Source organism: Rhizobium sp. LC145, from assembly GCF_001005825.1.
Classification (GTDB): domain Bacteria; phylum Pseudomonadota; class Alphaproteobacteria; order Rhizobiales; family Rhizobiaceae; genus Neorhizobium.
The window spans coordinates 159414-181150 of the sequence record NZ_LBHV01000001.1 but is presented as its reverse complement, the minus strand read 5'-3'; the positions used below and the strand labels follow the sequence as shown (position 1 = coordinate 181150).

Below are 21737 nucleotides of genomic sequence, written 5' to 3'. Positions count from 1 at the left end.
ACAGGTTCCACCGCATTTTGAGAGAGAATTAACCCATCCGCGCTGAAGCGTCTTTGAATGGCCCGTTCATCTGGCGTTCATGATTCGAATCGCCCAGGGCCTCGACTTCGGCGAGAAGGGAAAGTGCGGCCTCGAGGGCAAACGACAGAACCACGGCGATCGCCACCAGAACGGCCAGCATCTTTCTCTCCTGTGATCGCGAGTCTTGTTGCTCGCTATGGGGTCATGAAAACATATCGGGTCTGAAACGCCCTTGAACGCGCCATTCATCCGCCGTTCATGCTTGCAGTGCCGGAACATCCGTGACAAAAGGCCCAGGAATTCATCGCTGACCCAGCCTGGACTTGCATATGACGACTGCTTTCTATCCCGGGTCTTTCGATCCGATGACCCATGGGCATCTCGATGTGCTGGTGCAGGCGTTGAACGTCGCGGACACGGTCATCGTCGGAATAGGCATTCATCCCGGCAAGGCGCCGATGTTCAGCTTCGAGGAGAGGGCGGAACTGATCCTTGCCTCACTGACGGAAGTCCTGCCGCAGAAGGCGAAGGACATTTCGGTCGTCTCGTTCGATAAACTCGTGGTGGATGCCGCGCGCGCCCACGGCGCGAGCCTTCTGGTGCGTGGCCTGCGTGACGGCACCGACCTCGATTATGAAATGCAGATGGCCGGAATGAACCGTCAGATGGCCCCGGATATTCAGACCGTCTTTCTGCCTGCAGGCACCGCGTCCCGGCCCATTACGGCCACATTGGTCCGGCAGATCGCCGCCATGGGCGGCGATGTCAGCGCTTTCGTGCCGGCCGCGGTCCTGAACGCCCTGAATGCCAAGCTGAAACGCTGATCCGTCCTTCACTCATCGGAGTTCCGCATGAAACTGCTTCGTCTCGCCATTGCCGGCGCCTTTGCCCTGGCTTCCTTCGTCATGCCGGCGCTCGCCGCCGAGGACGATTTCCTGACCATCCAGCTCAAGGATGGCCCGGTGGTCGTTCAGCTCATGCCGGAAGTCGCGCCGAAGCATGTTGCGCAGGTCAAGGCTCTGGCCGCCAAGGGCGAATATGACAATGTCGCATTCCACCGCGTCATCCAGGGCTTCATGGCCCAGACAGGTGACGTCCAGTTCGGCGATATGGAGGATGGCTTCAATGCCTCGCGCGCCGGCACCGGCGGCTCCGACCTGCCGGACCTTCCGGCTGAATTCTCCAAGGTTCCCTTCGAGCGCGGCACCGTCGGCATGGCACGCAGCCAGGACCCGAATTCCGCCAACTCGCAGTTCTTCATCATGTTCGACGAAGGCTCGTTCCTGAACGGCCAGTACACCGTCATCGGCAAGGTGGTTTCGGGCATGGAGAACGTCGACAAGATCAAGCGCGGCGAGGGCGGCAACGGAGAGGTTTCCGACCCCGACCGGATGATCAAGGTCACCGTCGGCAAGTAAGTTCCAAGCGCATCGCCTATGCGCCAAACATAAAGGAGAAGGCCATGGCCGAGATCAAGGATCCGGAAAACACTGTCATCCTGGAAACCACCAAGGGCAAGGTTGTCATTCAGCTTCTGCCGCAGGTGGCGCCGGAGCATGTCGCCCGCATCAAGGAACTTTCCCGCGAGAAGGCCTATGACGGCGTCGTCTTCCACCGCGTCATTTCCGATTTCATGGCGCAGACCGGCGACGTTCAGTACGGCAAGAAGGGCGGCGAGAGCTTTAACCCGGCTCGCGCCGGCATGGGCGGCTCGGCGAAGCCGGACCTGAAGGCCGAGTTCTCGGCAACGCCGCACGTGCGCGGCACCTGCTCGATGGCGCGTTCGCAGAACCCGAACTCGGCAAACAGCCAGTTCTTCATCTGCTTTACCGATGCACCCTGGCTGAACAAGCAATATTCCGTCTGGGGCCAGGTCATCGAGGGCATGGACGTCGTCGACACGATCAAGAAGGGCGAGCCGGTCAGCGACCCGGACTCGATCGTCTCCATGCGGGTTGCCGCCGACGTCTGATCGTCATTCAATGAAAGCCCGCTCCGCCGGTCGTCGTCGGAGCGGGCTTTGCTTGTTCGGAAACTGACACATGCGCGTCGATCTGTTCGATTTCGATCTGCCCGAAGAAAGCATTGCGCTGAGGCCCGCAAGCCCGCGCGACAGCGCCCGGCTGCTCGTCGTACGGCCGGGCGATGAGCCCGAGCTCGCCGATCACCGCGTTTCGGAACTGCCGAGCTTCCTGAAACCGGGCGATGCGCTGGTCTTCAACGATACCAAGGTCATCCCGGCTCAGCTCGAAGGCATTCGCCACAGGGAAGGAGCGGGCGGTCAGCAGGTCTCCGCCACCCTTCACATGCGCACCGCGCCGGATGCCTGGAAGGCATTCGCCAAGCCCGGCAAGCGCATCAAGGTAGGCGATCGGATAGAGTTCGGTCACGGCGGTAATGCCTGCATGATCGGCTCGCTCGCCGCCACCGTGGAAGAGAAGGGCGAGGGCGGCGAAGTCACTCTGCGCTTCGATCTCTCAGGCCCGATGCTGGACGAGGCCATCATGGCGGTGGGACACATTCCCCTGCCGCCTTATATCGCCGCCAAGCGGGCCGAAGACGACAAGGATCGGCAGGATTACCAGACCATCTACGCCCGCGAGGAAGGCGCGGTCGCAGCTCCGACGGCCGGCCTGCACTTCACGCCGCAACTCTTCGCCGCCCTCGATGCAGCCGGCATCGAACGGCACTTCGTCACCTTGCATGTGGGGGCCGGGACCTTCCTGCCGGTCAAGGCCGACGATACCGCCGATCACAAGATGCATCAGGAGATCGGCTACGTTAGTGCCGATACCGCTGCGCGGCTGAATGCCGTCAAGGCAAGAGGCGGCCGGATCGTCTGCGTCGGCACGACCTCGCTTCGTCTCGTCGAAAGCGCCGCCACCGATGACGGCGTGATAGCGCCCTGGAGTGGAGCAACCGGCATATTCATCACGCCGGGCTATCGCTTCAAGGCGGTCGACATGCTGATGACCAACTTCCATCTGCCACGATCGACGCTGTTCATGCTGGTCTCGGCCTTTTCAGGGCTCGAGACCATGCGCTCGGCCTATGCCCATGCGATCTCGACAGGCTACCGCTTCTACTCCTATGGAGACGCGAGCCTGCTTTTCCGGAAAGACAAATGACCGAGAACTTTCAGTTCACCCTCAAGGCCACCGATGGCGGCGCCCGGCTTGGTGAAGTTTCGATGCCGCGCGGCACGATCCGCACGCCGGCCTTCATGCCGGTCGGCACGGTCGGCACGGTCAAGGCCATGTATCTCGACCAGGTGCGTGAGACCGGCGCCGATATCATTCTCGGCAATACCTACCACCTGATGCTCCGGCCGGGCGCCGAACGGGTGGCCCGCCTCGGCGGATTGCATGAGCTCATCCGCTGGCCGCATCCTATCCTCACCGATAGCGGCGGCTTCCAGGTCATGTCGCTGGCCGGCTTGCGCAAGCTCGACGAGAAGGGCGTCACCTTCAAGAGCCATGTGGACGGCAGCCTGCACCACATGTCTCCGGAGCGCTCCATCGAGATACAGGGACTGCTCGGCTCCGATATCCAGATGCAGCTCGACGAATGCGTGGCGCTGCCGGCTGAGCCGAAGGAGATCGAGCGGGCCATGGAACTGTCGCTTCGCTGGGCGGAGCGTTGCAAGGTCGCCTTCGGCAACCAGCCCGGGAAGGCCATGTTCGGTATCGTCCAGGGCGGCGATCAGCCCAACCTGCGCATTCGCTCCGCCGAGGGCCTGAAGGAACTCGATCTCAAGGGCTATGCGGTTGGCGGCCTTGCGGTCGGCGAGCCGCAGGAAGTGATGCTGCAGATGCTGGAAACGACGCTTCCGGTTCTGCCGAGCGAAAAGCCGCGCTATCTGATGGGCGTCGGCACGCCCGATGACATTCTGAAATCGGTGGCGCGCGGGATCGATATGTTCGATTGCGTGATGCCCACCCGCTCCGGACGGCATGGCCTGGCCTTCACCCGCCGTGGCCGCATCAACATCCGCAACGCCAAGCATGCCGAAGACCTGCGTCCTCTGGATGAGGAGTCGAGCTGCCCGGCGGCGCGCGATTATTCCCGCGCCTACCTGCATCACCTCGTCCGCTCCGACGAAGCGCTCGGCGGCATGCTGCTGTCCTGGAACAATCTTTCCTACTACCAGGATCTGATGAAAGGCATCCGCAAGGCGATCGCCGAGGGGCGCTTCGCCGACTTCTATGCCGAAACGCAGGAGGTCTGGGCGAGGGGAGACGTCTGATCTCGCTCGCCGGCTCTGCCTTCAGATGCCGGTGCTGGTGCTGTTTGGAAGCATCCGCACGCCGTTGACCTTGTAGCTGCCGTCATCCATCAGCCGAAGCTCGTAGATGGCGGTCCAGTCCTTGCCTTTCGGATCGGTAATCAGGACTTCCTGCAGCACCATCTCGCCACCGCCCACGAGCTTGGAACGGCCGAAGGCGTAGCTGCCGGCCTGATAGACCGGCTCGTAGCTCTTGCGGACCATGTCGAGAAACCGTTCCTTGTCGGGGTAGAGGCTGCGGATACCGGGAGAGGCGTGGGAATAAGCCTTTTCCGCATCATCCGCCATCAGCGCGGCGATTTGTTCCGAGATGACGGCCTGGGCTTCCAGAACCGGATCTTGGGCTCTCGAGGGCGGGGCGGAAAGGAGAATAAGAAACACGAAAGCGGAGGCGAAGCGAACCGACATAGGCGTTCTCCAAGCGTGACGCGGGAAGCCTATCATGGAAAGCCTGCGTGCTGAACAACGCAGCCTTTCGCAATGAAATCTTGTGGCCGCGCATGGCGAATGCGACGAATGGCGCAAATTGCGATTCGCCGGATTCCTTCATGTCTACGCTCGCGCCTTCCGCGCTGCTCTATTTCTGCAATGCCATCCTCTTCGTTTCCCTGTTCACGCGCTTGCCGGCCATCCAGCTTTCGCTCGGCGTCGACAAGGCGATCCTGGGATTCACCTTGCTCAGCGCTCCCCTGGGAACCTTCCTGGCGCTGCCCATCGCCGGCCGCGTGACCGACCGGCTGACGCCCCGTCTGACGGCGGTCGCAACCTTGTCGATTACGGCTCTGCTCACGCCATTGCTTACCATCGTTCCGTTCAGCGGTTTCCTGCTCTGTTTTTTCCTCTTCGGCTTCTTTCGAACCATTTTCGATGTCGCCGCCAATATGATCGCCACCGGCATCGAGCACCGCACCGGCAGGAAGATTCTCTCGCGCAGCCACGGTTTCTGGTCGATCGGCCTGCTTGCAGGCTCGCTGGTTTCCGGCTTCCTGGCGGGCAGGGGAGTGACGCCCTTCTTCCACCAGGCGATGGCCGCTGCCTTTGTGATCCTCTCCTGCCTCATCGCCTTGCGGATGATGCCCCGGGAGGTGGCGCCGGTGATCCAGCCGGATCGCAGGAGGCCGGTCTATGTGCTTCCCGACAGGACGATCCTGTTGATCTGCGTCATGGTCTTCGGCCTCTGCATCGTCGAAGGCGCGGTCTATGACTGGGGCATATTCTTCATCCGCGAGGTGCTGGGCGCCGGTCCCGTAGCCGCCGGAATGCTCTACGCCACCTTCACGATCGGTATGGGCCTGACACGGCTCAGCGGAGATATGCTGCGCGAGAAGTTCGGCGCGGCGACACTCCTGCGCGCCTCGGCTGTCTCGGTGGGAGCGGGCGTCATCCTGCTCGTTTCCGCGCCGGGACTGATTGTCGGCGGCTTTGCGCTTTTCCTCATCGGCTGTGGCGTAGCACTTGCATTTCCTCTGGCGGTCTCCACCGCGATCGAGCGCGGCAAGGGTCAGGCATCCGAAAGCCTTGCGGCCCTTGCGCTTACCTTGATGCTCGGTACGATCGGCGTTCCGCCGCTGCTCGGCTTCATCGCGGAACATGTCGGCCTGATCGCCAGCTTCCTGGTTCTGCTGCCCTTCATCCTGCTGAGCTTCCTCATGGCGCCCGTGGCGGAAGGGCGCCGGCCGTGGCTCGGATTTACGCGCCGATGAATTGCAGCCTTGCCATTGCCGCTAATTGGCCACAAGATTCCGTAAGGGGTTGAGACCGGGAGCCGGACCCGTTAGGACGGCGACGAAGCTGGATTCATTTCCCCGGAGACAGGTGAAGCGGTGATCGATCCTTACGAAACGCTTGGTGTTTCACGCGACGCTGATGCCGCAGCCATCAAGCTTGCCTATCGCCGTCGGGTGAAGAAGGCGCATCCCGATTCCGGCGGCGATGCGGAGGCCTTCGGCAAGCTCACGACATCTTACGAACTGCTCAACGATCCCGTACGCCGCAAGGTTTATGACGATACCGGCTACGATCCGGCGCTCGCCGATCCCATGGATCTGCAAGGGGTGCTGGTGCTGGAAATGCTCGTTAACGAGGTCATTCTCGACGAGCGCGAGCCGGGAAGTTTCGATCCGGTCGCGGCCATGCGCCGAAAACTCACCGACAAGATCGTTCAGGCACGGTTTCACATTCTCGAAATGGAGCGCCACCGCGCGCGCATCCGCAATCATATCGACCGTATCGGCAGAAAGCCCGGAACCGACGTGCTCGGCCGCATGCTGAGGTCGCGCTGCGATACGATCGGCGAGGCGATGATCAAGGCGGAAGCCGATATAAAGGCCATCGAGCAGGCCTATGCCATGCTGGAAGGCTATTCCTACGAAATCGAAATCGAGGAAATGCGGACGGCGGCCGAATAGGGGGCAGGTGCCGGGAGAGGGCACCTTGCCGGGGCTGGCTGTGTTTGTGCCGTGATTTTTGTCATCAGGCTATTGATCGTCGGGATTGTCGACTTGGCAGCCGATTCCGTGGCAGCCTTGGTAGTTGCCTTGCGTATCGAAGTTGGGATTGCCATCTTTGTCGTACTGAGGCCTGTTGCCGATGACATCAGTGCCGCCAGTAACGCCAGTAACGCCGGCTGTGGACTCGAGATCTTGCAAGCGCCTTCGGTCTCTTCGATCCTGCTGTTCTAGTGATTCCATTGTGCGCTGCTGGTCGTCGCTGCGCTGCTCGTCACGGGACATCATGCAATTAGCAAAGCCGTTAGTTCCCGGCCGGTAACCATATGAAGCGCATTTATCTTGATCCGATGTGCGCTGATCTTTGGCACTGACGCAGCCGGCAAGTGCCAGCGGCACAATCGCGATCAACAAAAATCTCATCTTGAATTTCAGCATTATATCCCTCCGATTGCGCGAATGGTACCGAGCTAGTGTGATCGCCAGCCCATTGGAGCACAGCAGGACAAATTATTGCAACTGATAGTAAACTGGCTCGCTAGCCGAGGACACGCTTTCCGTCTGTGCCCGCGGAGCTGCCGGTGCTCATCGGCAAGATGCAGCACCGGCGACCGCTTGGTGTCAATACATGTCCTGGCAGACGAATAGGGGCTTTCGCCCGGCAGGTCGCGGTTGGAAATAAAATGTGCCCGGCTACATCCCAAAATCACATAAGATAGATTATGGAACTATTGGATATGCAAGAGCGGCAAAAGGCTTATGCAAGTTCTCTAATCCGCTCATATAAGTCAGAGCGCGTCCTCGGCCCGCTCGAACTCGAACGTCATCCCGTCATAAGCGGGTTCGACATTCGGCGGCGTCTCAGTGCGGACCGTCTCGTAATCCAGCGGTGTGTGCATATGTGTGAGAACCGCCTGCTTCGGCGCAAGCCGAGCGATCCAGTCGAGTGCCTGTTCCAGCGACAGATGGCTTGGATGGTAATGATACTGCAGAGCGTCGATGACGAGCATGTCCAATCCGCCAAGCCTTGGAATCGTCTCGGGCGGAAAGTCGCTGACGTCGCTGGAATAAGCCACGCCACCGATCCGGAAGCCCAGAGAATGGATATCGCCATGTACCTGCATGTACGGCATGAGCCGGATCGGCCCGCCTGGACCGTCGATGACGATCGGCTCTTCCATGTTCTCGATCAGCCTCGGCTCGACGATCGGCGGATAATTGCCGCCGGGCGGCGTCTCCAGGCAATAGCCGAAGCCCTGGCGAATGCGCTCCATGGTCAACGCATCGGCATAGATCGGAATGCGCCGGCGTTGCATGATGAAATAGCCGCGCAGGTCATCGATGCCATGCAGATGGTCCGCATGCGCGTGAGTATAGAGCACCGCATCGATCCGTTCGACGCGCGCCGCGATCATCTGCTCGCGGAAATCCGGACCCGTGTCGATCACCACCGTCGTACGGCCGCCGTCAGGCGCAATCTGCTCGACCATGAAGGCGGCGCGCGTCCGCCGGTTGCGCGGGTTTTCAGGATCGCAGGCACCCCAATCGCCATTGATGCGCGGAACGCCGGGAGACGACGAACAACCGAGTATGGTGAAGCGCCGGCGATAGGCCACGTGTCAGAGCCTCGGCATCCTGGAGAAGACGCGGAATGCATTGTCCGTGGTAGCCCGCGCGATCTCCTCGTAGCTCACATCCTTGCATTCGGCGAGCACTTCGGCCGTATTGACCACATAGGAAGGCTCGTTGCGCTTGCCGCGCCAGCGTTTCGGGGCCAGATACGGCGCGTCCGTTTCCACCAGAAGCCGATCGAGCGGCACGGTTTTCGCGATTTCTCGAAGCTCCTCGGATTTCGGAAAGGTCAGGATGCCGGAAAACGAGACATAGCCGCCGAGTTCCACGCCGGTGCGGGCGAGGTCGGCCCCGGAGGAAAAGCAGTGCAAAATGAAGGGGAAAGCCCCCTTCCCGCTTTCTTCCGTCAGGATTGCCGCCATGTCCTCGTCGGCGCTGCGGCTGTGGATCACGAGCGGAAGCTGTGTCTGCCGTGCGGCTTCGATATGGCGCAGGAAACCCATCTTCTGGTCAGCCGGCGTCTGCGTGTCATAGAAATAATCGAGGCCGGCTTCGCCGATCGCCACGATCTTCTCGTGGCTTTCCGCAAGCCTTACGAGATCATCCGCCTGGATATCGAGTTCTTCGCCCGCATTGTTCGGATGCGTGCCGACGGAGGCAAAAACCGACGGATACTTGTCCGCAATCGCCAGAATGTTCTCGAGTTTGCGAACCCGCGTACAGATGGTCACCATCTGCTGCACGCCGGCTTCGTGGGCGCGCGATATGATCGCGTCGCGCTCTTCCGCGAAATCGGCAAAATCCAGGTGGCAATGGGTATCGATCAGCATAGCAAACTCACACGCCGGTCGTTTCCGGCGCCACATAGCGTGGGAAAACCGGCTTCGGCGCTTCCAGCGGCGTACCGGGAACAAGTCGGCCAGCCTCTCCGAGCGCCTCGAAATCGCGCCTGTCGGCCGGCGCGGCCACGAGGTCCAGCAGCTTTGCGGACGAATCCGGCATGAACGGCTGAAGCAGAATTCCGATCTGGCGGACCACCTCGGCCGTCACGTAGAGCACGGTGCCCATGCGCTCGGGATCGGTCTTCTTCAGCGCCCAGGGCTCCTGTCCGGCGAAATACCGGTCCGTCTCAGAAACGACGGCAATGATTGCCGCGAGCGACTTGTGGATGGCCTGCTTGCCCATTTCCTCGCGGCAGATGTCGAGAAGCGCATCCACGGAAGCCAGCATGGCGCGATCGGCATCGGTGAGTTCACCGGGTTCGGGCACTTTTCCGTCGCAGTTCTTGACGATCATCGAGAGCGAGCGGCTCGCCAGATTGCCGATGCCGTTCGCGAGATCGGCATTGACGCGGGTCGCGATCAGCTCATCGTTGCAGTTGCCGTCCTGGCCGAAGGAAATCTCGCGGCAGAGGAAATAGCGCACGTAATCGAGCCCGAACTTTTCGAGAAGTTCGAACGGATCGACCACGTTGCCGAGCGACTTCGACATCTTCTCGCCCTTGTTCAGCACGAAGCCATGGGCGTAGACGCGCTTCGGCAGCGGCAGCTTCGCCGACATCAGGAAGGCCGGCCAATAGATCGCATGGAAGCGGATGATGTCCTTGCCGATGATGTGCACGTCCGCCGGCCAGTATTTTGCGCGCGGACCGTTCGGGTCCTCCAGATAGCCGGTCGCGGTAAGATAATTGGTGAGTGCGTCCACCCAGACATACATCACGTGAGCCGGATCGTTCGGAACCTTGATGCCCCAATCGAAGGTCGTGCGTGACACCGAGAGATCCCTGAGCCCGGATTTCACGAAGGAGACCACCTCGTTGCGGCGCTCGGCCGGACCGATGAAATCCGGGTTTTTCTCATAAAATTCGAGAAGCTTCTCGCCATAGGCCGAAAGCTTGAAGAAATAGCTGGATTCCTCCACCCATTCGACCGGCGTGCCCTGGGGTCCGTAGCGAACGCCGTCCGCGCGAACCTCGGTCTCGTCCTCAGCATAATAGGCTTCGTCACGCACCGAATACCAGCCGGCATAGGTATCCTTGTAGATGTCGCCGGCATCGGCCATCCGGTTCCAGATATCCTTCGAGGCCTCGTGGTGGCGCGGCTCAGTGGTGCGGATGAAATCGTCGTTCGACGAGTTCAGAAGCTTGCCCATGGCCAGGAATTCGTTGGAATTGCGCTCGGCCAGCGCCTCAGGCGCGATACCCTCGGCGCGGGCCGTCTGCTGCATCTTCTGGCCGTGCTCGTCCGTACCGGTCAGGAAGAAGACGTCCCGCCCATCGAGGCGCTGGAAGCGCGCCATGGCATCCGTCGCGATCAATTCGTAGGCGTGGCCGATATGCGGCTTGCCGTTGGGATAGGAAATCGCGGTGGTGATATAAAAGGGCGTCTTGTTCGGCATGGACGGCACTCGGGCACATGGAAGGAAATTCATGCCGCTCTTAGCGCATGTTTGGCGGGAACGAAACCCAAAGTTCCGCGCCTTGTTCCGTCCCCTGCCCTCGTCGGCTATGCCCTGGCCGCCTCCAGGATGGAAAGGATGGTCTGCTTGCGGTCGAGATTATAGGCCTGCGCCACCGTGATCTGTTCGGTGATGTCGCTGACGAGCTTTGCCTGCCGTTCCGCCCCCTGCAGATTGCCGCTCAACGCCGCCTGCCGCGCCCTTTCCATCAGATGGTCGCCGAGATGCTCCAGGAAGAAGCCGAAGATCACGTCGCTGTCCTTGGCCGACAGCACGTCCGCCAGCCTGTGCATGTTCTTGCGCGCGGCCGGCCCGTCGGCGACCATCACCTCGTCGAAGGCGGCGATGATATCGGCTCCGCCATAGTTCATGAGCTTCAATGCGCGGGCGACGCTGCCCTTCGACATGGCGCGGATCGTTTCTTCCGTCTTTCCGCCGTCGAGACGGAGCCCCAGCGCGCCTAGCGCCCGCATAAGGTCATCGTCTCCGAGCGGTGACAGCTTCAGCGGCTGGCAACGGGAACGAATGGTGGGCAGCAGCTTGCCGGGCGCATGCGAGAGCACCAGAAAGAGCGCGCGGCGCGGCGGTTCCTCGAGTATTTTCAGGATGGCGTTGGCGGCATTGCGGTTGAGATCGTCGGCGGGGTCGATGATGACGATCCGCCAATTGCCCGTGCCAGAGGTCTGCGAAAAGAAGTGCCCCGCGCGCCGCACCTCGTCCACGGTGATCGCGGTCTTCGCCTTGCCGGTCTTCTCGTCGACCGGCCGCGCCAGGTGCAGAAGATTATGCGAGGCGCCGGAGGCGATCTGCCGGCTGACGGATGAACCAAGGTCCGGTGCGGCGAGCTGTTCCGGCGCCGTCGCAGGGTCCGGATGGGAAAGAACGTGATTGGCGAAACGAAATGCAAGCGTCGCCTTGCCGATGCCTTCCGGCCCCTCGATCAGGATGGCGTGATGGCCCTTGCCGGAACGATAGCTGCGAGCCAGGAAATCCTCGGCCGCCTTGTGCCCGAACAGGTTCGGATTGCGCGCCGGCGGCATCGCGCCGTCGAGCACATGGGGGTTCTCTTCGCTCATCCGACCGTTTCCGTATTCGGGTGCCCGAAGCTCAGTTCGCGCGCGAGCGGCTCGACGATTGCGAATATCTCGCCGGCGATCTCGTCCTCGGCCCGGTCCGCATCCACCACGTGGCAGCGCTCGGGCTCCGCCGCGGCGATCTCCAGATAGGCTTCCCGGCGCTTCTCGTGGGTTTCGATTTCCTCGCGCTCGAACCGGTCGGGCGCATTGTCGGCGCCCCGCTTGCGCGCGCGGCCAAGCCCCTTTTCCGCCGGCAGGTCGAGGATCACCGTGCAGTCCGGCACCACGCCGTTGACTGCGATCCGCTGCAGCGTTTCGATGAACTCTGCCTCCAGATTGCCGGTAACGCCCTGGTAGACCCGCGAGGAATCCATGAAGCGGTCGCAAAGCACGACTGCGCCGCTTTCGAGCGCCGGACGGATCACTTCCTCCACATGATCGTTGCGGGCGGCGGCAAAGAGGATCGCTTCCATGCGCACGCCGAATTCTTCCGCGGCACCCGAAAGCAGGACATGGCGCACCGCTTCGGCACCCGGCGAACCGCCCGGCTCACGGGTCACCAGCACGTCGTGACCGCGTCGGCGCAACGAATCGGCCAACCGGCGAATCTGGGTGGATTTACCGGCCCCCTCCCCGCCTTCGAAAGTCACGAACAATCCGGATTGCCTCGACACGCTCTTCCACGCTTCCTCATTCGAATATTGGCTCTGTTTAACGCATGTTGCCGCACATGCGAAACGGAAACCTTTTCAAAGCCAGAAGAACATCAGCTCCAGGAGCGCATCCGTCGCGCGTGAGGCGAGGCTTCCCGTCGCCACTGTCGAGGCAGTCACGAGCGGCACCTCCCGCACCAGCTTGTCGCCGGAGAATATCCGAAGGGTCCCCACCTCCTGCCCTTCCGCCACGGGTGCGCGCAGCGGCCAGCGATAGACGATCCGCCCCGTCAGCCGCTCCGGGTTCTTGGTTGCCAGATAGATGTCGACCGGCTCCGTCGCGACAAGATCGACATGGCGCGCGGAGCCGCCGTAAACGCTCGCCTGGCCGACGACCTCGCCACGCTTGAAGAGCACTTTGGTCTCGAACGAGGAGAGCCCCCATTCCAGCACCCGCCTCGCCTCATCGAGGCGTTCCTTGTCGCTTGCAAGCCCACCCATCGCGAGGAAAAGCCGCGTACCGTCGCGTTCAGCCGAGGCGACGAAGGCAAAGCCCGATCCTTCCGCAAACCCCGCCCCCAGCCCGTCTATGCCCATGTTCAGCGACAGGAGCGGGTTCTTGTTGCGCTGGAAGATCTTGTTCCATTCGAAATCAGGCTGCGAGTAGATCGGGTAGAATTCCGGGTGGTTGCGATAGGTATGGCGGGCGAGTTCCACGAGATCGCGCGCGGTCGTCCTGCTCTCTGCACCCGGCAGGCCCGTCGAATTGCCGAAAACCGACCGCGAAAGGCCGAGATCTTTCGCCCGCGCCGTCATGCGCGCGGCAAATTCGCCTTCCGAGCCCGAGAGCCCTTCCGCCAGGATGATGCAGCCGTCATTGGCGTTCTGGACGATGACGCCCTTGATCAGATCGTCGACGCGTATCTGCGATTTGAGCGCCGCGAACATCGTGGTGGTGCCGGAGGGCGCGCCACCGCTGCGCCAGGCATGTTCGCTGACCGGAAACAGCGTATCGGGCGTGACATCTCCCCGCTTGAGGGCGTCGAAAACGACCTCCATGGTCATCAGCTTGGCAAGCGAGGCCGCCGCAAAGGACTGGTTCTCGTTGGAGGCGAGAAGCACGGTGCCGGTCTTGGCTTCCACCATGTAGACCTGCTTGGCCTTCGTCGGAAAGGCAAGCGCCGGCGCTTCCTGGGCGCGCGCAACGACCGTCAGGCAAAGCGCCTGCAGGATCATCGTCAGGCAAAGGCAAAGCAGCCGGTATCGCATGGTCATCCGTCAACGTTCGTTCTATCGGTAACAGCGGTCACCGGAACCGGCAACCGTCGCCCTTCGTTCAACGTCGGGGATTATGCGCCTTCTGCCGGGCGGCATGGGAGAGAATGGACTGTTCCGTCAGGCCGTCATTGCGGACCGTCACCGCATCGAAAGCGATGTCCACGGTCCGGACCGGCTCGGCGATATAGGCGGAAGCCGCGCTGCCGGAAGGAAGCTGCAGGATGTGCTCGAGCGGCCGCTGGACCGGCATGGGGCCGAGTTCCGGCAGGGACGCGAATTGCTCGAAAGCCTGGAACGCATGGGCGGAAGCCGGAGCGGAGGCAGGCGCCGGTCCGCTGGGCGTCGACCCGTTCATTGCGATCGGCGTGGGAACCGCCGATCCGTAGCTCTGCAACTGATCGCCGAGCGGAGCGTTGGAAGCGACCATGACGCCTGATGCGATCTGGCCTTCCGGATTGACCGACGGGAAGCGGTCGCCCTTGCGGATATAGGAAGCCATCAGGAACGGCATATCGCGGCCGTCCATCCGGGCGCGCCCCACATATTGCACGTTCACCTTGGCGGTGCCGGTGCGTTTCATGTCCAGCAGTTCTGCGGTCTTGTCGGAAACGTCGATGATCCGGCCGGGATGATAGGGGCCGCGATCGTTGACGCGGACGACGACGGACGTGCCGTTTTCCAGATTGGTCACCCGCGCATAGCTCGGCAGGGGAAAGGTCGGATGCGCGGCCGACAGATGCGAGCTGTCATAGACTTCGCCGTTTGCAGTCAGGCGACCGTGGAACGCCGAACCGTACCAGGAAGCGAGCCCGCTCTTGTTATAGTTCGCGTCTTCCTGCGGGACATAGGTCTTTCCCTTTACCTGATAGGGTTTACCGACCATGAAGCGGCCGCCGCCTTTCGGCACCGGCTTGCCATCGGAAACGACCCGAGGGCTCGCCTTGACGCCGTATTCCTTCTCGGAAAAATATTCCTTGCTGCGGGATTTCTTCTTCGGCGCCTCGGTGGTGGCACAGGAAGCCATCCCGACGCAGATCATCGATATTCCCAGCCATCTCGCTGCGAGCGAAAGCTTGCCGCCACTCAAACCCGAACCCCGTCCATTTTCTTGCCACCCTGCCGCACCCGCCCCGTGAAAGCGACAGACCTGGCGATCAATTTCCGCTGCAGGAACCGCTTTCCCGCACCATTGTCTCAACAGGCGACAGTGTTCGTCACGCGCGGGACAGCAAGCCTGACTTTTGCTCGGAACGTGGCAAAAATGCGATTAAAATCCACAGATATAATTAGAATTCAATGGATTATGGTTAACCAAATATTGCAGCCAGACACCTGAGAGCTGCGTAAAAACTCCAACTCCACTCAGTCTCCTGGCGATCTTGAGGGCAGATATTCTCCCGCCAGGGACCTTCGCATGCCGCGCTTGCGACCAAGGTCTCAACAGCAAAAAGCATAGGTCCCAGAAGCCCGTCACAAGGTGCCCGGGCGGGAACAGTAATCGGCAGGCAATGTTCCAAACTCAGGTTTGCGGCTGGCAAGTCGCGAACGTTTTGGAAACATCGAGGAGAAATGAAATGAAAATCGCGAACACTGCCTTTGCCGCTCTGCTGCTTGCCGGCTCGGCGCTTTCAACCCCTCCGGCCTTGGCGCAGGGCGCGTCTTCCGGTGGCCAACAAGGCGGCACGGGAACGACGGTTCTTCCGAGACAGGGACAGAGCGGGACATCGCAGGACGCTCCAGCCGCACCGCAGCCGCAGGGTCAAACGGGCGGCAGCGCACAGGATCAATCCACTACGCCCCAGTCCACAACGCCCCAGACAGGCATGCCCCAGTCCGGTGGGAGCGACAACACTCAATCCACCCAGGACCAGCAGCAACCTGGATCGACGACGGGCAGCGGCGGTGGTTCGACCTCCGGCTCCGGTTCGGGTGCGGGTTCGACCGGCACGACCGGCCAGCAACCTTCGACAGACTCGACGCGGGACAGCCAGCAAGGCACGACCGGATCTTCATCCCAATCGGGGCAGACCAGCTCCGGCTCCACTTCTACCGATACAAGCGGAAGCGTGGAAATTACCACGGAGCAGAAGACCGAGATACGCAACGTCATTGTGGAGAGTGATACCGAGCCGGTATCGGTGGATTTCGATATCGACGTTGGGGTTGCCATCCCCGAAACCGTGACGCTGCACCCGCTGCCGCCTCGCATCATCGAACTGGTGCCGGCCTACCGAAACTACGTCTATTTCGTCCTTCCGGACGGTAGGATCGTCATCGTCGAGCCTTCGACCCACAAGATCGTCTACATTATCGCGTAACGCACATCGAACGAAGGCCGCGCAAAAGAACCGCCCTCCGGATATATGCGAACATATCCGGAGGCGTGTGTGCGACGGCGCGGCGAGTGACGGCCCTACCCGGCTCCGCTTCCATCACCTCCACCATTCTCGCACCAACCGGATCCCGCGGATGGCAATCACCGGGATACGCGAACACCGCAGAGCAAGTTGACGCTGCGATCAAAGCTGCTTAAAAGCCAGCCCCTGAGTGAATGGGTGGCAAATCGGCCGGAAACGCCGAATAATGAGATATCCGGTGACGGATTTCTAAGCATCTCAGCCACTTGGAAGAACCAGTTGAAAAGACTCATGCGGATGGGTGGCCGAGCGGTTTAAGGCACCGGTCTTGAAAACCGGCGTAGGTGAGAGCCTACCGTGGGTTCGAATCCCACCCCATCCGCCATTTCAACCCGCCTCTGGGCACCCCAATCGCCGCCGATTGGGCGATATTCCGCGAGATCCCTATCAAATCATCGCCGATTACCGCACGGGCACCAGTGGTGAACTTGACGTTTTAGATTCGTCACATGGGCTGATCCCGTCCACGAATAGCATCACCGAAAAGTATCTCCAGGAGGGACTCGCTGCGCTGATTGTCGGCGCCCGCGGCGATGATCGTCCGCGCCGCCGCATAGCCGCGCAGGCCGACGTCCGTCGGCCGTCCCGCCGAAATGATCGTGTAGATCTCCCGGACCGGATAGGCGTGGACGATCCCGACGTGTTCGGCCAGTCCGGTTGCGCCCGCTAAAAGATCGCCGACTATGCCTTCGCGGCTCACCGCCAGTTCCATCCAGCCGAGGTAAGTCTCGCCGGTAGGCCATTGATGCGGCACGCTGGGCGAGGCCATTGCCGACTGCTCGTAAGGGGGAAGTGGCTCGACGCGCAAACGCAGCACGCCAGGATGCCCGCTCCACGAGCGTGCGACCTGCTCGGCTAGGTAGCGATGGATGATTTCGACCGACGGGGCTCCCGCCCTCGGAACGAAGCAGAGGACGAAGGTCGGCGCCAAGGGAGCGCCCTGCATGGCCGGATCATTGATACGGTCAACGAGCGTGCGGCCGCCGGGTGACGGCAAGGCGCCGATACGGCCGATGAAGTTCTTTGCATCGTTCGGAATGTACTCCTTTGGGAGCGGGCTGCTTGCGAACGCCTTGAGGTGTGCCTCGGACAGGAAGAGCGCGTGCGGCATGCCCTGAGGCTGCGCGGCGGCCGGCGCGTTGATCGAGATGCCCTCGACCGACAATCCAAGATCGGGACGATTGGGTGCAAGGCGAAGCTGTCGGTACTGCCACAGGCCCGGAGCGCGGGCAAACATGATCCCGTGCACGTCGCGCCAATAGTCCTCGCAAATTTCGCGCGGGAGATCGGCGCGCCACCAACAGAAGGCCGTCAACGCGAGCTGCGCAGCGTTTTCTAGAGTGGCCGTGTCCGCCGCATCGAGCGATTTTTTGTTCTCCATGACAGTCTCTAAAGCCTTGCTCTACTCTCTCTGCTTTGGGCGAATGCGAGTTGACCCGGGGTGTTGCACCTGAGCCCATCGAGAAAGACACGAAGCCTGGAAATGACCGCCGCAGGGTTCTCAAGGGGAGGCAGATGACCCGCGTCGGGCTGGACCTTCGCCGAAATCGTCATAAGCAATGCGGACGCCGTTCACTTCGACGTACCGGAGCTCAGGCATGGCCGCGCCTTTCGTGCACGATTATTGTGGCGGCTGCACCGCTACAGCTCCCGATCGTCGCGATGGTCGGTGAGCTCGCTGGTGACACGTCGGGTGAGTTCTTTCATGTCCATGTCGACTCCACTGCCGGACCGGCGCTCCAGCCCGTAGACTTGATCTGCAAAGTTCATCCTGGCGAGGATCGCGTCGACGTCCTTGTGCTTGTCGGGCGGGAACAGCTTGGCGGGATCGCCGACTGCAACCCATTTGATAGGTACAAGCGAATTCGGCGGCAGGACGCTGCGCACATGGACCACACCATCGATGCGAACCTCTGTGCGCCGGCCAACGACCGCGCCTTGATAGATTCTAACGCCCGTCGCCAGAAAGCACTCGTCTTCAACGAGGCAGCCTTTGAGCGAAGAGTGCGGGCCAATCAGGACATAGTCGCCGATCTCGACGGCGTTCCGGCTGGTGCTCCGGATATTGAGGTTCTCGCGGATCACGCACTGGGCACCAATCCGCACCGGCGCGCCATGCGCCTCAATGACCGCACCGAACGCGACATGCGTGCGTGGACCGATCGTCACATCGCCGCAGATCACGGCTGTCGGGGCCACGTAGGCGGAGGGATCTATGTCCGGCCGCTTGCTCTGATGCTCGATAAGCATGGCAAACCTCCAGTGGAGAGCACTCACTGAAGGAATCTAACAGCCTCGGCCAATGCAAGTTCCGCCGCACCGAGATTCGACCCTTTACAGGCACTCAGCACGGTCATACGACTTCAACCAGCGCAGTCAGCCGGGCACAGCGACCTTGATTTCGGCCAAAGACGTGCCGAAGCTCGGCAAACCCCGAAGTCAGGGGTGAATAATATGGCCACTTTCATCCTGATTCCCGGAGGCTGGCAGGGCGGCTGGGTCTACCAGAAGGTAGCAGATATACTCACTGCGCACGGGCACAAGGCCTTGCCGATCACTCTCTCGGGGCTCGGCGATGCTCCCGCCCCGACGGCCAATCTTGAAACTCACATAGGCGAGGTCGTTGATGTTGTGAGGTCGCATCGCGGCGACCTCGTCCTCGTTGGACAGTCCTACGGCGGGATGGTCGTGAGCGGCGCGGCCGACGCCGAGCCATCGCGAATCCGAGCATTGGTCTATGTAGACGCCTATGTGCCTGAATCCGGCGACTCCGTCTGGTCACTGACGACGCCTCGTTTCCGGGATATGTTCGTCGCGGGCACAAAGGCTGACGGACTGAACTGCGCGCCGCCTCCCAATCTTGATCCGCGGTGCCGGCCCCATCCGATCGGGACGTTTCTCCAATCCATCAATCTCAGCGGACGTTGGCTTGAAGTGCCGCGCAAGACCTTCGTCGGCGCCCATGGATGGGAAGGAAGTCCGTTCCTTGACCTTTATCAGCGCCTAAGCAACGAGCCGGAGTGGTCGACGTTGGCCCTCGACTGTGGGCATAATGTAGCACGGCTGAATCCTGAGGCTCTGGCCGAAATATTGTTGGCTCAGGTTTGACCAACCGACGACTGCGCCCAAACCGCCGCTTCCCGCCCGCATTGTTCCCCCTGGATTTCGAGATTTCCCGGTCTATATTGACACTACCGCGAGCCTGAAATGTTTCAGGTCCCCGCCCCTCCGCATTGCCCGCCGCACTGAATTTGCGGTTCGGCTTGCACTTCAGCCCTCATTCGAAATCCACGTATCTCACCCTACAAGCGGGAGGAGTTTCCATGGCCAATGCCCAATGCGCCTGCGGCGCTCTTAGATTGACGCTGAACGAGCCGCCACGATTGACCGCGGTGTGTCACTGTTTCGCTTGCCAGCGAAGAACAGGTGCGCCGTTCAGCGCCAACGCATTCTATTCGATAGACAAGTGTCGAGATTTCGGGAGCATCCACGGAATTCATTCGTAATGCCGAGAGCGGTCGCAAGGTCCGGATGCATTTCTGCCCGGCTTGCGGCTCGACCGTCTACTGGAAGCCCGATGCCTCGCCTTTCATAATCGGGGTGGCGGTCGGTTCACTTGCCGATCCGGCCTTCACGCCACCTGTCATGTCGGTATTCGAGCAATCGAAACATACGTGGGTGCAGCTAGACGAAGCGGTGGAACGGTTCCGGCGTATGCCGCCCGCCGGATAGCCGAGGCTGCCGCCACCGACAAGGAACCGAAAGCCACCGGACACGCCGGAACAGTGGCTTCCATCGAAAACCTCAGGCTTTACTTCAGAACGCCAGGCTTCCGGCCATCAGGGCGAGGACCAGGAAAATGACGAAACCGATCAGGAAGATGAAGAACAGGATCTTGGCGATCGTCGCGGTTGCGGCCGAAACTCCGGAGAAGCCCAGGAAGCCCGAGATCAGCGAAATCACCAGAAAGATGAGAGCCCATTTCAGCATGTGATTCTCCTTCTGTTTCCGGTCCGCACAACGTGAACCGGCTGCCGAAGGTTCCAGGCGCAGTTACGCTCTCGTGCTATCTCTCAGCGCTAGTTTGGAAGGCCGTCCGGCGGATGGCATTCTCTACCTTCGACATTTCCCAGGCCCGCACCGGCTTGAAAAACCCTTGCATGGCTCCACATCGCAAAGGTGACCGTCCTGCAATCCAGGATCACCGCTGAAATGGAGGAAGCCCATGAACAACAGAAACATGATCATCGGCATCGTGGTCGTCGTCGTTATCATCCTCGCAGTGCTCTTCCTGATACCGGGTACAAACCAGCCGACCGGAGAATCCCCCGCAACGCCTCCGGCAACGACACAGCCGGCGCCGACAACGCCCGCTCCTTCGCAATAATCCTTCGCGCGGAAAGGGCGTCCCGCGTGCGGCGGGATGCCCTGCCCTTGCCCCCTGGCTGGTTCGGCCAGCATTCGGAGCCGTCAGGTCTCAAGCTCGGCGCAAGCACCGGTTCGTATGTCGCCTTATCGGCCGTGATGTGATACGGCGAGGACGAGGACGAATGACATGTCGAACGAAGTTGATCTGAACACGGATATCCCGGATGCCACGATTGCGCTGCTTTTAGAGGAGCGCGGCGCCGATGAGCTGACCGATATTCTGGTCGAATCGCTCCATGAAGCGTTCCGAATCATGGAAGACGAAATCTACAATACGGTGCACTGAGCACGGCGGCGCTTGATTTTGTTCCTCATTTGTTCTTAAATGAGGAATGCAGACCGCTCTGGATTTCGGCATAAGGCAGGATATCGGGTGGATTCGCGCGCAGCTCCTGCCGATCCTCAATTTCGTGCGGCTTCTGCCGCCACTCTCACCTGCCGGTCAATTGGTGAAATCCCTCATCAGCAGCAGGACGCGCGATCCGGTTTCGCAGCAGGCTTTCGACCAGCTTACGACCGTCTACCCGAAATTGCTGGATCTCCTGGCCGCTTCGGTCGAGGATATTCATGACCTGATCTGCGAAGTCCGGTTCGCCGGCGACAAGGCGGGCCACCTTCAGAAGGCTCTCCGGGCGATTGCGGCGGAACATCCGGATTTCGACCTTTCCTTCCTGGAGAGGTTTTCAAGAAACCACGCGATGGCATGGCTCGAGTCCCTCGATGGTGTCGGGCCGAAGGTTGCGGCTGCAACATTGAACTTCAGTAATCTGAATGCCGAGCTCTTCGTGGCGGATACGCATGTCCTGAGGGTGTTCGAGCGTTTCGGCATTATCGGTCCCAAAAGCACCGCCTGGGCGGCAACCGAAATAGTGGTGGCAGCCATGGAGGATTGGACCGCCGAGGACTTCATGAACCTGCACATCATGATCAAGGTTCACGGCCAGAAGATCTGCCACCTGCACAATCCGGTTTGCACAGCCTGCCCTCTCCGCTCCCGTTGCAAGGCGGTCCATTCCCGGCATGTGGGCTCACCTCGGACGAGTTCCCGTCATTGATCACCTTCCGCGCCCCAAATCCGCCGCTTGTATTTGCTGCAGGAACAT

At 61.1% G+C, this 21737-nt stretch carries 25 protein-coding genes, 1 tRNA gene and 1 pseudogene; 14 read left to right on the top strand and 13 right to left on the bottom strand.

Annotation, left to right across the window (positions count from 1 at the left end; translation table 11 throughout):
* Positions 1 to 28: 28 nt before the first annotated feature.
* Positions 29 to 181, bottom strand: coding sequence for a hypothetical protein (locus YH62_RS29930; protein ID WP_156176906.1), 153 nt, complete (start codon positions 179 to 181; stop codon positions 29 to 31).
* Between the two features lie 169 nt (positions 182 to 350).
* Between YH62_RS29930 and coaD the strand changes: the two genes are divergently transcribed.
* The 5 genes from coaD to tgt all read left to right on the top strand — a co-directional run bounded on the left by coaD (position 351) and on the right by tgt (position 4267).
* Positions 351 to 845 carry a pantetheine-phosphate adenylyltransferase gene (gene coaD / locus YH62_RS00965; protein ID WP_046792288.1) on the top strand — a complete coding sequence of 165 codons (495 nt, stop codon included), beginning with the start codon at positions 351 to 353 and terminating at the stop codon, positions 843 to 845.
* 27 nt (positions 846 to 872) lie between these two features.
* On the top strand, positions 873 to 1439 hold the full coding sequence (locus YH62_RS00960) for a peptidylprolyl isomerase (protein ID WP_046792287.1): 567 nt from the start codon (positions 873 to 875) through the stop codon (positions 1437 to 1439).
* Between the two features lie 44 nt (positions 1440 to 1483).
* Positions 1484 to 1993 (top strand): peptidylprolyl isomerase, encoded by a 510-nt coding sequence (locus tag YH62_RS00955; protein ID WP_046792286.1) that lies wholly within the window; start codon positions 1484 to 1486, stop codon positions 1991 to 1993.
* 70 nt (positions 1994 to 2063) lie between these two features.
* On the top strand, positions 2064 to 3149 hold the full coding sequence (gene queA / locus YH62_RS00950) for a tRNA preQ1(34) S-adenosylmethionine ribosyltransferase-isomerase QueA (RefSeq protein WP_046792285.1): 1086 nt from the start codon (positions 2064 to 2066) through the stop codon (positions 3147 to 3149).
* Positions 3146 to 4267: a tRNA guanosine(34) transglycosylase Tgt gene (tgt, locus tag YH62_RS00945; protein WP_046792284.1), complete on the top strand. Its 1122-nt coding sequence runs from the start codon at positions 3146 to 3148 to the stop codon at positions 4265 to 4267. Before queA ends, tgt begins: the two co-directional genes overlap by 4 nt.
* A 21-nt stretch (positions 4268 to 4288) precedes the next feature.
* Here the strand turns inward: tgt and YH62_RS00940 are convergent, their stop codons facing one another.
* Positions 4289 to 4714 (bottom strand): DUF4864 domain-containing protein, encoded by a 426-nt coding sequence (locus tag YH62_RS00940; protein ID WP_046792283.1) that lies wholly within the window; start codon positions 4712 to 4714, stop codon positions 4289 to 4291.
* Between the two features lie 140 nt (positions 4715 to 4854).
* Here YH62_RS00940 and YH62_RS00935 point away from each other — a divergent pair, with 140 nt between their 5' ends.
* A complete protein-coding gene (locus YH62_RS00935) occupies positions 4855 to 6009 on the top strand; it encodes an MFS transporter (protein WP_170986294.1) in 1155 nt (384 codons plus the stop codon).
* Between the two features lie 120 nt (positions 6010 to 6129).
* Positions 6130 to 6714 (top strand): DnaJ domain-containing protein, encoded by a 585-nt coding sequence (locus YH62_RS00930; protein WP_046792281.1) that lies wholly within the window; start codon positions 6130 to 6132, stop codon positions 6712 to 6714.
* A gap of 69 nt (positions 6715 to 6783) precedes the next feature.
* Here the strand turns inward: YH62_RS00930 and YH62_RS00925 are convergent, their stop codons facing one another.
* From YH62_RS00925 to YH62_RS00890, 8 genes are all read right to left on the bottom strand, one after another.
* A complete protein-coding gene (locus YH62_RS00925; protein WP_046792280.1) occupies positions 6784 to 7191 on the bottom strand; it encodes a hypothetical protein in 408 nt (135 codons plus the stop codon).
* 350 nt (positions 7192 to 7541) lie between these two features.
* On the bottom strand, positions 7542 to 8369 hold the full coding sequence (locus tag YH62_RS00920; RefSeq protein ID WP_046792279.1) for an MBL fold metallo-hydrolase: 828 nt from the start codon (positions 8367 to 8369) through the stop codon (positions 7542 to 7544).
* 3 nt (positions 8370 to 8372) lie between these two features.
* On the bottom strand, positions 8373 to 9155 hold the full coding sequence (locus YH62_RS00915) for a TatD family hydrolase (protein ID WP_046792278.1): 783 nt from the start codon (positions 9153 to 9155) through the stop codon (positions 8373 to 8375).
* Positions 9156 to 9162: 7 nt separating this feature from the next.
* The gene (metG, locus tag YH62_RS00910; RefSeq protein ID WP_046792277.1) at positions 9163 to 10722 is read right to left on the bottom strand and encodes a methionine--tRNA ligase; all 1560 of its coding nucleotides are present in this window, start codon (positions 10720 to 10722) and stop codon (positions 9163 to 9165) included.
* A 107-nt stretch (positions 10723 to 10829) separates the two neighbouring features.
* Positions 10830 to 11858 (bottom strand): DNA polymerase III subunit delta', encoded by a 1029-nt coding sequence (locus tag YH62_RS00905; protein ID WP_046792276.1) that lies wholly within the window; start codon positions 11856 to 11858, stop codon positions 10830 to 10832.
* Positions 11855 to 12532 carry a dTMP kinase gene (tmk, locus tag YH62_RS00900; RefSeq protein ID WP_046792275.1) on the bottom strand — a complete coding sequence of 226 codons (678 nt, stop codon included), beginning with the start codon at positions 12530 to 12532 and terminating at the stop codon, positions 11855 to 11857. Before tmk ends, YH62_RS00905 begins: the two co-directional genes overlap by 4 nt.
* A 75-nt stretch (positions 12533 to 12607) precedes the next feature.
* Entirely contained in the window at positions 12608 to 13780 is a 1173-nt protein-coding gene (locus tag YH62_RS00895) for a D-alanyl-D-alanine carboxypeptidase family protein (protein ID WP_082118231.1), read from the bottom strand.
* A 67-nt stretch (positions 13781 to 13847) separates the two neighbouring features.
* Positions 13848 to 14828 (bottom strand): septal ring lytic transglycosylase RlpA family protein, encoded by a 981-nt coding sequence (locus YH62_RS00890; RefSeq protein ID WP_046792273.1) that lies wholly within the window; start codon positions 14826 to 14828, stop codon positions 13848 to 13850.
* Positions 14829 to 15363: 535 nt separating this feature from the next.
* Here YH62_RS00890 and YH62_RS29280 point away from each other — a divergent pair.
* Both YH62_RS29280 and YH62_RS00880 read left to right on the top strand, forming a co-directional pair.
* Positions 15364 to 16107, top strand: coding sequence for a DUF1236 domain-containing protein (locus YH62_RS29280; RefSeq protein WP_137326811.1), 744 nt, complete (start codon positions 15364 to 15366; stop codon positions 16105 to 16107).
* A gap of 334 nt (positions 16108 to 16441) precedes the next feature.
* Positions 16442 to 16531: transfer RNA gene (locus YH62_RS00880), tRNA-Ser, on the top strand.
* A gap of 120 nt (positions 16532 to 16651) precedes the next feature.
* Here the strand turns inward: YH62_RS00880 and YH62_RS29925 are convergent.
* Together YH62_RS29925 and YH62_RS00870 are read right to left on the bottom strand one after the other, a co-directional pair.
* The gene (locus tag YH62_RS29925) at positions 16652 to 17587 is read right to left on the bottom strand and encodes a hypothetical protein (protein ID WP_046792272.1); all 936 of its coding nucleotides are present in this window, start codon (positions 17585 to 17587) and stop codon (positions 16652 to 16654) included.
* Between the two features lie 260 nt (positions 17588 to 17847).
* The gene (locus YH62_RS00870; RefSeq protein ID WP_046792271.1) at positions 17848 to 18456 is read right to left on the bottom strand and encodes a hypothetical protein; all 609 of its coding nucleotides are present in this window, start codon (positions 18454 to 18456) and stop codon (positions 17848 to 17850) included.
* Between the two features lie 204 nt (positions 18457 to 18660).
* On the opposite strand from YH62_RS00870, the gene YH62_RS00865 reads away from it, so the two are divergent.
* Positions 18661 to 19314 carry an alpha/beta hydrolase gene (locus YH62_RS00865; protein ID WP_046792270.1) on the top strand — a complete coding sequence of 218 codons (654 nt, stop codon included), beginning with the start codon at positions 18661 to 18663 and terminating at the stop codon, positions 19312 to 19314.
* A 215-nt stretch (positions 19315 to 19529) separates the two neighbouring features.
* Positions 19530 to 19938 (top strand): annotated as a pseudogene (locus YH62_RS00860) (GFA family protein).
* A gap of 84 nt (positions 19939 to 20022) precedes the next feature.
* Here YH62_RS00860 and YH62_RS29270 read toward each other — a convergent pair.
* A complete protein-coding gene (locus YH62_RS29270) occupies positions 20023 to 20196 on the bottom strand; it encodes a DUF1328 domain-containing protein (RefSeq protein WP_046792269.1) in 174 nt (57 codons plus the stop codon).
* Positions 20197 to 20431: 235 nt separating this feature from the next.
* On the opposite strand from YH62_RS29270, the gene YH62_RS30405 reads away from it, so the two are divergent.
* The 3 genes from YH62_RS30405 (at position 20432) to YH62_RS00850 (ending at position 21689) form a co-directional block, all read left to right on the top strand.
* Positions 20432 to 20593, top strand: a complete 162-nt coding sequence (locus tag YH62_RS30405) for a hypothetical protein (protein WP_170986348.1) — start codon at positions 20432 to 20434, stop codon at positions 20591 to 20593.
* Between the two features lie 168 nt (positions 20594 to 20761).
* Positions 20762 to 20920, top strand: coding sequence for a hypothetical protein (locus YH62_RS30400; RefSeq protein WP_170986349.1), 159 nt, complete (start codon positions 20762 to 20764; stop codon positions 20918 to 20920).
* Positions 20921 to 20966: 46 nt separating this feature from the next.
* Positions 20967 to 21689 (top strand): hypothetical protein, encoded by a 723-nt coding sequence (locus tag YH62_RS00850; protein WP_046792268.1) that lies wholly within the window; start codon positions 20967 to 20969, stop codon positions 21687 to 21689.
* Positions 21690 to 21737: the final 48 nt, after the last annotated feature.